This window comes from Haloactinopolyspora sp. (assembly GCF_027324685.1).
Taxonomy (GTDB): Bacteria; Actinomycetota; Actinomycetes; order Jiangellales; family Jiangellaceae; genus Haloactinopolyspora.
Genome location: NZ_DAHVSH010000021.1, coordinates 1 through 12,083, shown reverse-complemented (window position 1 = coordinate 12,083; position 12,083 = coordinate 1). Strand labels below are relative to the sequence as shown.

Here is a 12,083-nt window from a genome sequence, read left to right as displayed (position 1 = left end):
GCAGGTCAGAGCGTGGCTTGACACCTACGGATCGGTGCAGCACAGTCGCAGAAGTCCACCAGCGGACGAACCGCTCGGGTCAGTGGCCTGGGTGGGTGGTGCGACCGGGGTCGAGGGGCGACTTTCCACCGGGAAGTCGGGCATCCTTCGAGAGCCAGGCCCACGCTCGCACGCCTCGCCTGTGCGCTGTCCGCTGCGGCACGGGGTGAGACGAGGTCGGGCCCGGCCCGCCCAGTAGACAACGGTCCGCGAGCCGCATCCAGCGGCGCCCGCGGCCCGGTCCGAAGGGTGGGGCCGGGCTGCGTCCTTGTTCGGGACATCACGGGCACTCAGGCGGCCGGTCGGACGTTGTACGGTCGTCTCAACGGCAACACACTCGAACGACGGCGGTGTGGCCGTTCATCGGCCGAAGGCAGCGGATCGGACGGAGTTCCACACGTGAGTCATCTCGCGCGCGGCGCAGGGGCGGTGCTTCTCGGCGTTGCGCTGATCGGCGCATTCCCGCCGTTCGACCTGTGGTTCCTGGCCATCCTCGTCCCCGCCGCGGTGGCGCTACTGGTCCGAGACCAGCCGCTGAAGCGATCGGCCTGGCTGGGCCTGCTGTTCGGCCTCGGCTTCTTCGTACCGATGCTGCACTGGACCGGCATGGAGACCGGCCCGGTGCCGTGGTTGCTGCTCGGTGTCTTCGAGGCGCTGTTCTTCATCCCGCTGACCATGGGCCTGACGCTCGTGCAGCGCGTGCCCGGATGGCCGGTGTGGACCGCGGCGATCTGGGTCGCCGACGAAGCGATCCGGGGCCGCATCCCCTACGGCGGCTTCACCTGGGGCAAGCTCGCCTTCTCGCAGGCCGACAGCCCGATGCTCGGAGTGGCCTCCCTCGGCGGCTCACCAGGGTTGTCCTTCCTCGTCGCCCTCAGCGGGGGGTTGGTGGCCTGGGCGGTGGTGACCCGCCGGTGGTGGTTGCGCGGGGTGGCCGTGGCCGGAGCGGCGACCCTGGTGGTCGCCCCCTTGCTGGTGCAGCCGCTGCAAGGCAGCGGCGAGTCGATCACCGTCGCTGTGATCCAGGGCAACGTTCCGAGTCCAGGTCTGGACTACAACAACGAGGCGCGAGTGATCACGAACAACCACGTCGAGGCGACCAAGGAGCTCGCCGCCGCCGTCGAAGCCGGCCAGACGCCCCGCCCGGACATGGTGCTGTGGCCGGAGAACTCCTCCGACATCAGCCCCTTCCACGATCCCGCCACCTACGACTCCATCGACAGCGCCGTCAAAGCCATCGACGTCCCGGTGCTGATCAGCGCGATCATCCCCACCGAAGATCAACAGAACGTCAAGAACACCTCGATCCTGTGGGACCCCGACACCGGACCGGGGGAGTCCTACGTCAAGCGCCATCCGATGCCGTTCGGCGAGTACATCCCGTTCCGCAGCATCGCCAGTCGCATCACCGACGCCGTCGAGAGCCAACCGCGCGACCACCTGCCGGGTGACAAGATCGGCATCTTCGAGGTCGCAGGCGCCACGGTCGGCGACGTCATCTGTTTCGAGGTCGCCTTCGACGGGATCGTCCGCGACGCCGTGCGCGCGGGCGGTGAGTTCCTGGCCGTCCAGACGAACAACGCGACATTCGGCTACACCGAGATGACCGAACAACAGCTGGCGCAGTCGCGCCTGCGCGCGTTCGAACACGGCCGCACCGTCATCGTGTCGGCACTGGCCGGTGTCAGCGCGATCATCGCCCCGAACGGCGAGGTCACCGAACGGGCCGAGCTCTTCACGCGCGACATCATGATCACCGAAGTTCCCCTGATCCACGAGACCACGCTGGCCACCGACATCGGGGTCTGGCCGGAATGGGTGCTGACCGCGATGGGCGTGGGCGTGGTCGTCCTGGTCATCATGAGTGCGCGGCGAGACCGCAACCACTCGGCCGGCGAACCGGCCGAGCCGACGCTGGCCGAAGCAGGTGCACGGTGAACGTACTGGTCGTGGTGCCCACCTACAACGAAGCCTTGACCATCGGCAAGGCCATCGAGCGAACCCGCAGCGCGGTGCCCGAGGCGCACCTGCTCGTCGTCGACGACTCGTCACCGGACGGCACCGGCGCCATCGTCGACGAGATCGCCGAGCTCGACGACCACGTCAACGTCCTGCACCGCCCGGGCGGCAAGCAGGGGCTCGGCGCGGCCTACATCAACGGGTTCCGGTGGGGCCTCGAGCGAGGATTCGACATCTTGGTCGAGATGGACGCCGACGGCTCACATCAACCCGAAGAACTGCCCCGGTTGCTGCACGCTGCTGAGCAGGCCGACCTGGTTCTCGGGTCGCGTTACGTGCCCGGCGGACAGGTGGTCAACTGGCCGTGGCGGCGCGAAGCGCTGTCGCGGGCCGGAAATCTCTACGCCCGGCTCGCCTTGGGCACCACCTTGCGCGATGCCACCGGCGGCTTCCGCGCCTACCGTGCCGAGGCGCTGCGTACGCTGGACCTTGACGGGGTCGCGTCGCAGGGCTATTGCTTTCAGGTCGACATGGCTTGGCGGGTACAGCGTGCCGGGCTGCGGATCATCGAGGTTCCCATCACGTTCGTCGAGCGGGAGCAGGGAGAGTCGAAGATGGACAGCACGATCGTCCGCGAGGCGTTCTGGCGGATCCTGCGCTGGGGCGCGTCGCATCGGGCGGCACAGATGCGTGCCTGGCGGGACGGACAGGCGCGATGAACACCACCGGGCGCGGATTGCGCGGTTTCGGCCCCTTCGCCATCGGGGTTCTCGAACTCGTCGCGCTGGTCATGGTCGCACGGTGGATCGGATTCGGCTGGGCGCTGTTGCTCCTGCTCTCCACCAGCGTCATCGGCTTGGCGGTGCTGCGCTTCGAAGGCTTTCGTGCGTGGGCATCGTTGCGTGAGGCTGTGGCGCAGGGGCGGTTCGACGACACCGAGGAAGCTGCCGCGGGAGCATCGGAGCGCATCGCGGGGACCGGCGTACGCATGTTGGCCGGTGTGATGTTGACCTTGCCAGGGTTCGTCACCGACATCTGCGCTCTGGTGCTGCTGATCCCGCCGGTCCGCAAGAGCGTGGGACGGCGGCTGTCGGCGGCCGCGCTGCGCACCTTCCCGTCCGGCAGGCCGCCCGGCGGCGGAGGGGTCTCGCAAGCGACCCGGCACGGGCCGGTCATCGAAGGCGAAGTCGTCGACTCGCGCACGCCGGACGACCCGACGCCCTGACGCGGCCCGGCAACCGGACACACAACTCAACTGGGCACGAACGGCTACCGCCCCCGGCCATGGTGGACCGGAGGCGGTAGCGGTGAGCCGGGTACTGGTCGGCTCAGGCGGTCTTCTTACGGCCGCGCGAGCGGTTCGCCAGGTGCGCCGCGCCGGGAATGAGGCCGGAACGCAGCAATTCGAGGCGCTCGTCGAGCAGAGCTTCGAGGTCCTCGATGGAGCGGCGTTCGAGGAGCATGTCCCAGTGCGTCCGCGCCGGCTTGATCGGCGCCTCCTCGGGACGGTCGGTGGCCACGCGCAAGGATTCGCCGCCACACCGGGGGCAATCCCAGAGCGCGGGAACCTCAGCCTCGGTCGAGAACGTCACCTCGAACCGGTGGCCTGCGGTGCAGCTGTAAGCCACCGTCTGACGTTCAGCGAACTCGACGCCGCGCTCGTCCTCGTAGCTCGGTGCCCCAAGGCGCGAGCCGCGCAGGGTGGAACGCTCGGACATGTGTGTAACCCTTCCGGGGCTGCCTGCCCCTAGGACGAGACGTCGGTCAAACGGTCTTTCGATGTACTACCCACTGGCAAAACAACGACACAGGTGACAACGGATGAGCCGAGAGCAATGTTCCGCGTTCGCGGTGATCTCGCAACTCCACGCGGGTGATGTTGCTCACCGCCGCGAACCGCCCCGTCGCCCGGGCTCGGTCGGCGCCGGTGGTTCCGGCCGCAGCCGTGCAGGCAGTTCGTTGCCGGCCGCCATGATCCCACGTCGCATGTCGACCTTGGCCAGAAGGGCGAAACCGGCCACGAAAAACGCGATGAGCACCAGGATCGCCGATCGGTAGGAGTCGGTGAGCTGGTAGGCCACCCCGAAGGCGAGAGTGCCGAACCAGCTCGTGCCGCGTTCAGCGGCCTGATACAGGCTGAAGTATTCCGCCTCTTTGCCCTTCGGGATCAGTAGGCTGTAGATCGATCGCGACAGTGCCTGGCTACCGCCCAGCACCAGCCCGATGGCCACGGCCAGGGCGAAGAACGGCACCACTGCGCCGACCGGCAGGAAGTAGCCGGCGACGACCACGACGAGCACCCACACCACCAGGCTGGCGAGGACGACCGAGATGTTGCCGAACCGTTCGGCGAGGCGGCCGAGCAGAAGGGCACCGGCGAAGGCCAGGAACTGCACCATCAGGATCGCCACGATGAGAACGTCTTCGCTCAATCCGAGTTCGCGGTTGCCGAAGATCGAAGCGGCGTAGATCACGGTCTGGATGCCGTCGTTGTACAGCAGGTAGGCACCCAGGAAGAGCAATGTCTGTGGATAGCCGCGAGCGTGGCGCACGGTGGTGGCGAGCTGACCGAAGGCCTGGCGCATCATGCCCGGTGTCTCGCCGTCCGCGGTGACCTCCACGGCCCCGGTGACGGGGCGGTCGCGCAGGCCGCGGAACGGGATGATCGTCCACACCCCCCACCACAGCCCGGCTGACAGCAGGCACACCCGGACCGACTCGCCCCGGCTGAGCCCGAACGGCTCGAGCGTCACGATCGCGAGGTTCACCGCGAGCAGCAGCCCGCCGCCCAAGTAGCCCAACGCCCAACCACGGCTGGAGACACGGTCGCGCTCGTCCTCATGCGCGATCTGGACGAGCACCGCGTCGTAGACGACCAGCGACGAACCAAGACAGATGGTCGCGATCACCAGCAGCCCGACGCCGAGAGCCCAGTTCGACCCGGTGATGAAGAACATGCACGCCGCTGCGGCGGCGCCGATCCAGGCGAACCCGGCGAGCATGTGCCGTTTGCGTGAGGTGCGGTCGGCGATCGCTCCCACCAGGGGCAACAGCACTGCCGACAGCAAGGTGGCGAACGTCACCGCATAGGGTGCGACCGAACCCGCGGCGATCGGCAGGCCGAGCACGGACAGGTCGCCATGGCACGGGCTCTGCGGTGTGCCGGCTTCGCCGCACGCTGCGGATTCGGCGACCGCTGTCAGATAGGGTCCGAACAAGACGGTGGCCGTGGTGGTGACGAAGGCCGAGTTCGCCCAATCGTAGAAGTACCAGGAGCGGTGCTCGCGGGATCGCTGGCTGGTGTCGCTCAGTGGTCCAGGAGGGGCGAGGGCGTCGGTCACGAGCGGACGGTATCGGGCAGCGCACGGCTGGCGCCAGCAGCTGAGGCAGGCGAGGAGAAGGGACGACGGTGGCGGTTCGCGAGATCCGGTTGTACGGAGACCCGGTGCTGCGCACGGTGGCCGAGCCGGTGAAGGAGTTCGGCCAGGTGAGCAGGGCGCTGGCCCAGGATCTGCTCGACACGCTCGACCTGCCGGGCCGCGCCGGAGTGGCGGCCCCACAGATCGGTGTGCCGCTGCGTGCGTTCTCCTACGGGTTGGAGGGCAAGCGTGGCGTGGTGTTCAACCCGGTGGTCGTTGCGACGTCGGGAGAGCAACAAGGCGATGAGGGCTGCCTGTCGGTGCCGGGCCTGTGGTATCCGACCAAGCGTGCGGCCTACGCGGCCGTCGAGGGGTTCGACGCCGACGGCGAGCCGGTCCGGGTCGAGGGGGAGGGCGAACTCGCCCGGTGCCTGCAGCACGAGACCGATCATCTGGACGGCATCGTGTACGTGCATCGGCTCGAGCCGTCGACGCGACGGGGAGCGATGCGCGCGATTCGGCGCGCCGCTTGGTTCGAGTCCTGACCGCCGGCGCTAAGTTGGGCGAGCTCATGCCGCCTCCCGGGCGCGAGGGGAGACCCGCCGTACCCCCGACGGCGTGGCCAGATACACCCCGTGCGCGGTCAGCCCGGCGATGCGGCTCGAGCCGTCGAACGCGTCATGCCAGGCCAAGTCGCTCATGCCGACCTGGGCGCTGCCAGCACGTGCGACGACGAGCAGCGCGCCGTGCACGTCAGGATGCTCGCGGACCTGACGCAGGAAGGGACCCAGCAGGCTGACTCGCTCGTCCTGCGGTGGATCGGGCGGGACGTCGTCGATGGCCACCGCGATCACGATGCGTGAGTGCGCATCGCCCAGCATGACGAGCAGGGACCCGGACGGGAGATCCCCCTGCTGGGCGAGCAGCTCGAGATTGGTACGGACCGCGGCCTCGTCGTCGAGGCGGAATCTGTTCGTCATGGGCGTGAGCTTCGGACACGCCGCTTGTGGATCGCCAGGTGCGATCCACAAGCGGATCGTGATAGGCGCGCCTAGAGCCGCAGGCTGTTCATCAGCGCCAGCGGAACGGGTTGATGAGAGCGGCTGCGCCCGGCACCCGCGACAGCATGGAGAACAGGCCGAACCCAAGCACGGCGCCGGCCACGTTGAAGAGCAGATCGTTCACGTCGGCCACATGGCCGCCACCCAAGACGTTGCCCGTGATGAGTTGAGCCGTTTCGATCGTCAGGCTGAACGCCGCTGCCACGGTCACCACCCGCCACAACGACGCTCGCGCGACCAGAAGCGGCACCAGCATCCCAGCAGGTACGAAGACCAGGATGTTCATGACCGCGTCGCCGACTTCGTAGTCCGCGAGCGGCACGAGGTAGACCTCCCACAAGGCGCTGCGGGAGGGCTTGTCCAAGAAGATCGGGAACACGGTGTTCGCGACGACTCCGGCGGCGTACACGCACAGGGCGAGCGCGACGACGGCACGCGGTACCGAGAGGCGGTCGCGCCGGTGCAGGTACCACAGCAGAGTCAGGAAGATCGCTGCAGCAACGGGAACCACCACCGGAAGCACCGGGACCTCGCGAAACACTTCCCACCCCTTCCTTCCGCGAGTCGAAGCGCCATCGCGCAACACGTCGTCGGCACATCGTGCCTCAAAACCACGCACCGCGGGCGGTGAGCACGTCACGCAGGATGTCGGCTCGGTCGGTGACGATGCCGTCGACCCCGAGGTCCAGCAGGGCGTTCATCCGGCTCGCCTCATTCACCGTCCATACGTGCACCTGCAGGCCTGCGGCATGTGCATCGGCGACCACGGCCGCGGTCGCGACGTCGATGAACCGGAAACGTTCGGGGACCTGCAGGCAGTCGATGCGGCGGAGGCCGGCTCGTAGCACGGGGGTGAGTCGCAGCGCGGAGGCCGCCCGGAACATCGCGACCGTGTGCAGGCCGGCCGAGGTGGCCACCGGCGCAGTCAAGCGGCGCAGTACGGCGCGGCGCCGGGCGTCGGAGAACGAGGCGACGCAGACGCGCTGATGCGAGCGGGTCCGCTCGATCGCCCGCGCCAGCGGCCCGACAGCCGGATCACTCTTGACGTCCAGGTTGAGCCGCAGGTCGGGCCAGGTTCCCAGCAACTCCTCCACGGTCGGGATCGGCTCCCGCCCGCCGATCAGAGCACGGTGCACCCGGCTCCAGGGTTGCTCGGCCACAGCTCCGGTACCGTCGGTGACACGGTCGAGGGTGGCATCGTGGAAGGCCACGGCCACCCCGTCGAGGGTGGCGCGCACGTCGGTCTCCACGTAGCGATAGCCCAAGTCCACCGCCGCGGCCACGGCCGTCATGCTGTTCTCGAGCCCGTCGGTGGAGAATCCCCGGTGGGCCATGGCCAGCGGCCCGGGGTGGTCGAAGAACGGGTGGGTGGGCGGCACATCGTCAGGGTGCCATGCCCGCTCGGAGATTCGACGTCGTGCCCCATGATGGTGGGCGTGATGACCGACCTGGCAGCGCTGATGACACGCTGGCACGCGGGCTGGACCACGTCGCGGGGCTATCGCATGCTGGGCGCCGATGCCGACTCGATCACCGTGCACGTGGCCTACCCGGGCCGCGAGGTGGAACATGTGGCATTGGCTGACGCGCCCGGGGTGCACGCCGCCCTGCTCGACCGGTTGACCGGCCACCCGGACCACTGGGTCACCTTGCCGACCAGCGATCGCCAGGCCACCGAGCGCCTCGTGCGCGAGGCCGGCTACGTCCATCGCGAGCCCGAGTGGCTGATGACCCGACCGCTCGCCGGCCATCCGCCGGCCACGTCACCACCCGACGGCCTCGAGCTGGTGCACAGTTTTCGGGCGGGCGTCCACGTCGTCGAGGTCGTGACGACCGACGGAAGCCTCGCCGCGAAGGGGCAGCTGGCGGTCGTGGGACGCGACGCGGTCGCCGACCGGATCTTCACGATGCCGTCGTACCGCCGTCGCGGGCTCGGCCGGCTCGTGATGGGCGCGTTGGCCTCCGCGGCCGTCTCGCAGGGCGCAGCGCACGGCGTGTTGATCGCCTCCGTCGACGGCCGAGCGCTCTATGCCGCGCTGGGCTGGCAGGTCGTCGCCGACATCGTCATCGCCACGCACCCGCAGGAGCAACGAAGCCAGGCGGCACCGTAACGGCGTCTCACCCACCCGCTAGAGTGAAGCGCGTCGCGACTGGCGCAATCGGCTCGGCAGCGCGGGCGAGCCGAGGTGGAACCGACCACCAGGAAGCAGACCGCTGTGGCACCGCGCGCCTGGGTGCTGCGCAGACAGCCGGACAACGGAGAGGATGTGGCTTTCGCCATGACCGCCACCAAGCCCGACGCCCTGCTCGCCGCCGACCCGCAGCTCGCTGAGCTGATCTCCGCCGAGGAGCAGCGCCAGGCGCAGACACTCAAACTGATCGCCTCGGAGAACTACGTCTCCGCGGCCGTCCTCGAGGCGTCCGGCACGGTCTTGACGAACAAGTACTCCGAGGGCTACGCAGGCCGGCGCTACTACGAGGGCCAGCAGGTCATCGACCAGATCGAGACGCTGGCCGTCGAGCGAGCCAAGTCGCTGTTCGGCGTCGAGCACGCCAACGTCCAGCCGTACTCGGGCTCGCCGGCGAACCTGGCCGTGTACCTGGCCACGGCCGCCCCGGGGGACACCGTCATGGGCATGGCCTTGCCCATGGGCGGGCACCTGACCCACGGGTGGAGCGTGTCAGCCACCGGGATCTGGTTCAACGCCGTCCATTACGACGTGCGTAAGGACACCGGGCGCGTCGACATGGACCAGGTCCGCCAGACCGCTCTGGCCGAACGGCCCAAGCTGATCTTCTGTGGCGGGACGGCCATCCCGAGGACCATCGACTTTCCCGCCTTCGCCGAGATCGCACGCGAGGTCGGCGCCGTGCTCGTGGCTGACATCGCACACATCGCCGGCCTCGTCGCCGGGGGCGCGCACCCGTCACCGGTGGGGCATGCCGACATCATCACCACGACGACTCACAAGACGCTGCGCGGCCCTCGTGGCGCGATGATCCTCAGCAACGAGCAGTACGCCAAGGCGATCGACAAGGCCGTGTTCCCCGGCTTGCAGGGCGGCCCGCACAACCACACCACCGCTGGCATCGCCGTCGCCCTCGGCGAGGCCGCGCAACCGGAGTTCCGTGACTACGCCGCGCAGGTGGTCGCCAACGCCGCGGCACTGGCCGACGAGCTGATGGCGCGCGGGTTCGATCTGGTGTCCGGCGGCACCGACAACCACCTGATCCTCATCGACCTGACATCGAAAGGCATAGGCGGGAAACCGGCGGCCAAGCATCTGGACAACGCCGGTCTCGAAGCGAACTACAACACGGTGCCCTACGATCCCCGCAAGCCGTTCGACCCCTCGGGCCTGCGGCTGGGCACGGCTGCCTTGACCAGCCGCGGCATGAAGGAAGCAGAGATGCGCGAGGTGGCGCGCTGGCTCGACGAGGTCGTCACCGCGGCCGCTGCCGATCCCGACGCCGTCGATGCGACCATCACTCGGGTGCGAGGCGAAGTGACCGAGCTGACCGGACGGTTCGCCACGCCCGGGCTCGACCGATGAGCTGAAGCCGAACCGAGCAGGTGGTGCGCTCGATCCGCGGCGCTCGCCGCCGGATCGAGCGCGCTGCCTTCGGGTGTGGTGTGCGAACATGATCGGATGCCGGTACCGGAGGGGTTCGCCCACCACACGCGCTCGGACGGTACGGTGATCATCACCCACCGGGGCCGCGTGGCTGTCACGCTGCGCCGCGGTCGCGCCGCGGCCTTCCTGGCCGAAGTGGAGGCCGACGACCCGCAGCTGGTGATGGCGCGCTGGACCGGCAACTTCAAGCGCGGCAACGAACGGATGGGCAAGAACCATCCACGCAACGCACGGCGCTGAAGCCGCCGCGTGGTCACCGCCCGGCAGGCGCCGCATGCGCGGCGGGCAGAAGCACCTGGTGCAACCGCGCCGCCTCGTCGTCGTCCAGTCGGCCGGCGGTGATCGCGGCCAGCCACGCCGCGCCGGCCACAGCGTCTTGAGCAGTCGACATCGCCGCCTGCGGCCACCGAGCGGACAACCGGGGCACCACGAGCTTGGCGAGTTCGGTGTCGGTGGTCAGGAGAGAACCGGCCAGCACCAGCGGGCTGGTGGCCCCCGGCGGGCGAACGATACCGGCGGAATGCAGCAGATGATCAGCTGCCTCGTGCAGGATCCGGCGTGCTTCGGGGTCGTCGCCGGCGTGCTGATCGACCAGCGGAGCCAGTTCCGAGAGCAGCACGGGTGCGCGGCTGTGTACGGCGAGGACGAGGTCACCTGCGGTCTGGCGGGGCGGCCGGCCTGGCTCGACCTCTCCGACGAGGGTCTGCAGAACATGGCGGCCCAGCGGACCCGGCGCCACCCGCCGGTCCAGGGCGGCGAGCGTGGCCCGGACCGCTTCGCGCCCCAGCCAGAACCCCGACCCGAGGTCGCCGAGCAACCAGCCGTGCGCGTCGGCGATGTGGACCAGTTGGCGGTCTTCGGCCCGAGCGGCCAGCGAGCCCGTGCCCGACAGCACGAGCGTGCCGTCGGGCGACGCCGTACCGGCGACGAAGGCGACGAGCGCGTCGGCGACGATGTCGTAGGGGCAGCTCAGCCCGGCCCGATGCCAGCGTTGGGCAAACGCGTCGGCGACCTCCGGGACAGCGAGATTGCGATCCCCGGCCGATCCCACGACCGCCGCGACCACGTGGCGCGGATCCACGTCACGCAGCGCGTCGGCCAGGGCCGTGGAGATCGCGTCGAGGGAGTGCTCGAGCGAATGCGACGTCAGATTCGCACCCGGCCCTCGCCCGAATCCGTAGCGGATGCCGTCCAGACCGATGACGAGCGCACGGGTCGACGTCCCGCCGATGTCGATACCCAGCGCAAGACGCGTAGCCGGTGCCGTCATAGCCGTCCTTTCGGTCTCGTGGTGGCTGCAGGACTATCACGCTTGAGCAAACTCTGGCCAAACGCTTGACATCCCGCACATGCTAGAAAGAATTCTCACGAACGTACGCTGATGGCCATATGGCGAAACTGACGACCATCAGCAGCTGACATGGCGGCAGGATGCCCCCACAGCGGAAGACCCGGGGACCACTGACGGAGGCGGTGCGTGTGGTGAGGGGAACAGTACCGCCCGACGCGCCCGGTCACGGCGGGTCGGACGACCACGGTGACACCGAGAACTCCGACAACGGTTCGGTCCTGACCAGGATCCGCGCCGCGCTGCCGGAGCTGCCCGCAGCGCTGCAGCGAGTGGGGGAGCAGGTGCTGTCGGCTCCCGCCGTGGTCGCGCGGGCCACCATCCTCGAGACCGCCGAGCGCAGCGGAACCTCGGCGGCGACGGTCACCCGTTTCTGCCGGGCACTCGACCTGCCCGGCTATGCCGACCTGCGCTTGGCCATGGCCGAGGAGACCGGACGGTCCTCGGCGGTGGCCGGGTGGGAGATCGACATCGGCCGCGAGATCATGCCCACCGACTCGCTGCAGGAACTGCTCGGGCTGATCACCACCGCCGACATCCGGGCTATTCAGGAGACCGCGGCCCAGATCGACCTCGCCGAGATCGAACGTGCCGCCGACGCCGTCGCCAGTGCCGGGCGCGTCGAGGTCTACGGCATCGGGGGCAGCGCGCTGGTCGCCGATTCGATGCAGCTGTGCCTGCA

General features: G+C 69.1%; 14 protein-coding genes and 1 riboswitch. Of the genes, 8 read left to right on the top strand and 6 right to left on the bottom strand.

Annotated elements, in window-relative coordinates; all coding sequences use genetic code 11:
- Nucleotides 1–438 precede the first annotated feature (438 nt).
- The 3 genes from lnt to M6444_RS03075 are packed head-to-tail and all read left to right on the top strand — an operon-like array spanning nt 439 to nt 3,223.
- On the top strand, nt 439–1,977 hold the full coding sequence (gene lnt, locus M6444_RS03085; RefSeq protein ID WP_298323025.1) for an apolipoprotein N-acyltransferase: 1,539 nt from the start codon (nt 439–441) through the stop codon (nt 1,975–1,977).
- Nucleotides 1,974–2,717 carry a polyprenol monophosphomannose synthase gene (locus M6444_RS03080; protein ID WP_298323024.1) on the top strand — a complete coding sequence of 248 codons (744 nt, stop codon included), beginning with the start codon at nt 1,974–1,976 and terminating at the stop codon, nt 2,715–2,717. Before lnt ends, M6444_RS03080 begins: the two co-directional genes overlap by 4 nt.
- Entirely contained in the window at nt 2,714–3,223 is a 510-nt protein-coding gene (locus M6444_RS03075) for an FxsA family protein (protein WP_298323021.1), read from the top strand. Before M6444_RS03080 ends, M6444_RS03075 begins: the two co-directional genes overlap by 4 nt.
- 103 nt (nt 3,224–3,326) lie before the next feature.
- Here the strand turns inward: M6444_RS03075 and M6444_RS03070 are convergent, their stop codons facing one another.
- Nucleotides 3,327–3,716 (bottom strand): RNA polymerase-binding protein RbpA, encoded by a 390-nt coding sequence (locus tag M6444_RS03070; RefSeq protein ID WP_298323018.1) that lies wholly within the window; start codon nt 3,714–3,716, stop codon nt 3,327–3,329.
- A gap of 165 nt (nt 3,717–3,881) precedes the next feature.
- Nucleotides 3,882–5,339, bottom strand: coding sequence for an MFS transporter (locus tag M6444_RS03065; RefSeq protein WP_298323015.1), 1,458 nt, complete (start codon nt 5,337–5,339; stop codon nt 3,882–3,884).
- A gap of 68 nt (nt 5,340–5,407) precedes the next feature.
- Between M6444_RS03065 and M6444_RS03060 the strand changes: the two genes are divergently transcribed.
- Entirely contained in the window at nt 5,408–5,902 is a 495-nt protein-coding gene (locus tag M6444_RS03060; protein ID WP_298323013.1) for a peptide deformylase, read from the top strand.
- Nucleotides 5,903–5,926: 24 nt separating this feature from the next.
- Here M6444_RS03060 and M6444_RS03055 read toward each other — a convergent pair whose 3' ends face one another.
- From M6444_RS03055 to M6444_RS03045, 3 genes are all read right to left on the bottom strand, one after another.
- A complete protein-coding gene (locus M6444_RS03055) occupies nt 5,927–6,337 on the bottom strand; it encodes a hypothetical protein (RefSeq protein WP_298323010.1) in 411 nt (136 codons plus the stop codon).
- Between the two features lie 91 nt (nt 6,338–6,428).
- Nucleotides 6,429–6,959 carry a VanZ family protein gene (locus M6444_RS03050; protein WP_298323007.1) on the bottom strand — a complete coding sequence of 177 codons (531 nt, stop codon included), beginning with the start codon at nt 6,957–6,959 and terminating at the stop codon, nt 6,429–6,431.
- Nucleotides 6,960–7,023: 64 nt separating this feature from the next.
- Entirely contained in the window at nt 7,024–7,797 is a 774-nt protein-coding gene (locus tag M6444_RS03045; protein ID WP_298323004.1) for a glycerophosphodiester phosphodiesterase family protein, read from the bottom strand.
- Between the two features lie 60 nt (nt 7,798–7,857).
- Between M6444_RS03045 and M6444_RS03040 the strand changes: the two genes are divergently transcribed.
- The 3 genes from M6444_RS03040 (at nt 7,858) to M6444_RS03030 (ending at nt 10,293) form a co-directional block, all read left to right on the top strand.
- On the top strand, nt 7,858–8,529 hold the full coding sequence (locus tag M6444_RS03040; RefSeq protein WP_298323002.1) for a GNAT family N-acetyltransferase: 672 nt from the start codon (nt 7,858–7,860) through the stop codon (nt 8,527–8,529).
- A 25-nt stretch (nt 8,530–8,554) separates the two neighbouring features.
- Nucleotides 8,555–8,661, top strand: a riboswitch (ZMP/ZTP riboswitch).
- 36 nt (nt 8,662–8,697) lie between these two features.
- Nucleotides 8,698–9,972 carry a serine hydroxymethyltransferase gene (gene glyA / locus M6444_RS03035; RefSeq protein ID WP_298323000.1) on the top strand — a complete coding sequence of 425 codons (1,275 nt, stop codon included), beginning with the start codon at nt 8,698–8,700 and terminating at the stop codon, nt 9,970–9,972.
- A 96-nt stretch (nt 9,973–10,068) separates the two neighbouring features.
- Nucleotides 10,069–10,293 carry a hypothetical protein gene (locus M6444_RS03030; RefSeq protein ID WP_298322997.1) on the top strand — a complete coding sequence of 75 codons (225 nt, stop codon included), beginning with the start codon at nt 10,069–10,071 and terminating at the stop codon, nt 10,291–10,293.
- Nucleotides 10,294–10,306: 13 nt separating this feature from the next.
- Here M6444_RS03030 and M6444_RS03025 read toward each other — a convergent pair whose 3' ends face one another.
- On the bottom strand, nt 10,307–11,323 hold the full coding sequence (locus M6444_RS03025; protein WP_298322994.1) for a BadF/BadG/BcrA/BcrD ATPase family protein: 1,017 nt from the start codon (nt 11,321–11,323) through the stop codon (nt 10,307–10,309).
- A gap of 212 nt (nt 11,324–11,535) precedes the next feature.
- Between M6444_RS03025 and M6444_RS03020 the strand changes: the two genes are divergently transcribed.
- The coding region (locus tag M6444_RS03020) for a MurR/RpiR family transcriptional regulator (protein ID WP_298322991.1) at nt 11,536–12,083 on the top strand (548 nt) is incomplete at its 3' end.

What these genes read in the sequence shown, in the direction of transcription:
- M6444_RS03025 (WP_298322994.1), bottom strand. Translation starts at nt 11,323, where the DNA reads ATGACGGCACCGGCTACGCGTCTTGCGCTGGGTATCGACATCGGCGGG.
- M6444_RS03030 (WP_298322997.1), top strand. Translation starts at nt 10,069, where the DNA reads ATGCCGGTACCGGAGGGGTTCGCCCACCACACGCGCTCGGACGGTACG.
- M6444_RS03055 (WP_298323010.1), bottom strand. Translation starts at nt 6,337, where the DNA reads ATGACGAACAGATTCCGCCTCGACGACGAGGCCGCGGTCCGTACCAAT.
- M6444_RS03040 (WP_298323002.1), top strand. Translation starts at nt 7,858, where the DNA reads ATGACCGACCTGGCAGCGCTGATGACACGCTGGCACGCGGGCTGGACC.
- M6444_RS03070 (WP_298323018.1), bottom strand. Translation starts at nt 3,716, where the DNA reads ATGTCCGAGCGTTCCACCCTGCGCGGCTCGCGCCTTGGGGCACCGAGC.
- glyA (WP_298323000.1), top strand. Translation starts at nt 8,698, where the DNA reads ATGACCGCCACCAAGCCCGACGCCCTGCTCGCCGCCGACCCGCAGCTC.
- M6444_RS03075 (WP_298323021.1), top strand. Translation starts at nt 2,714, where the DNA reads ATGAACACCACCGGGCGCGGATTGCGCGGTTTCGGCCCCTTCGCCATC.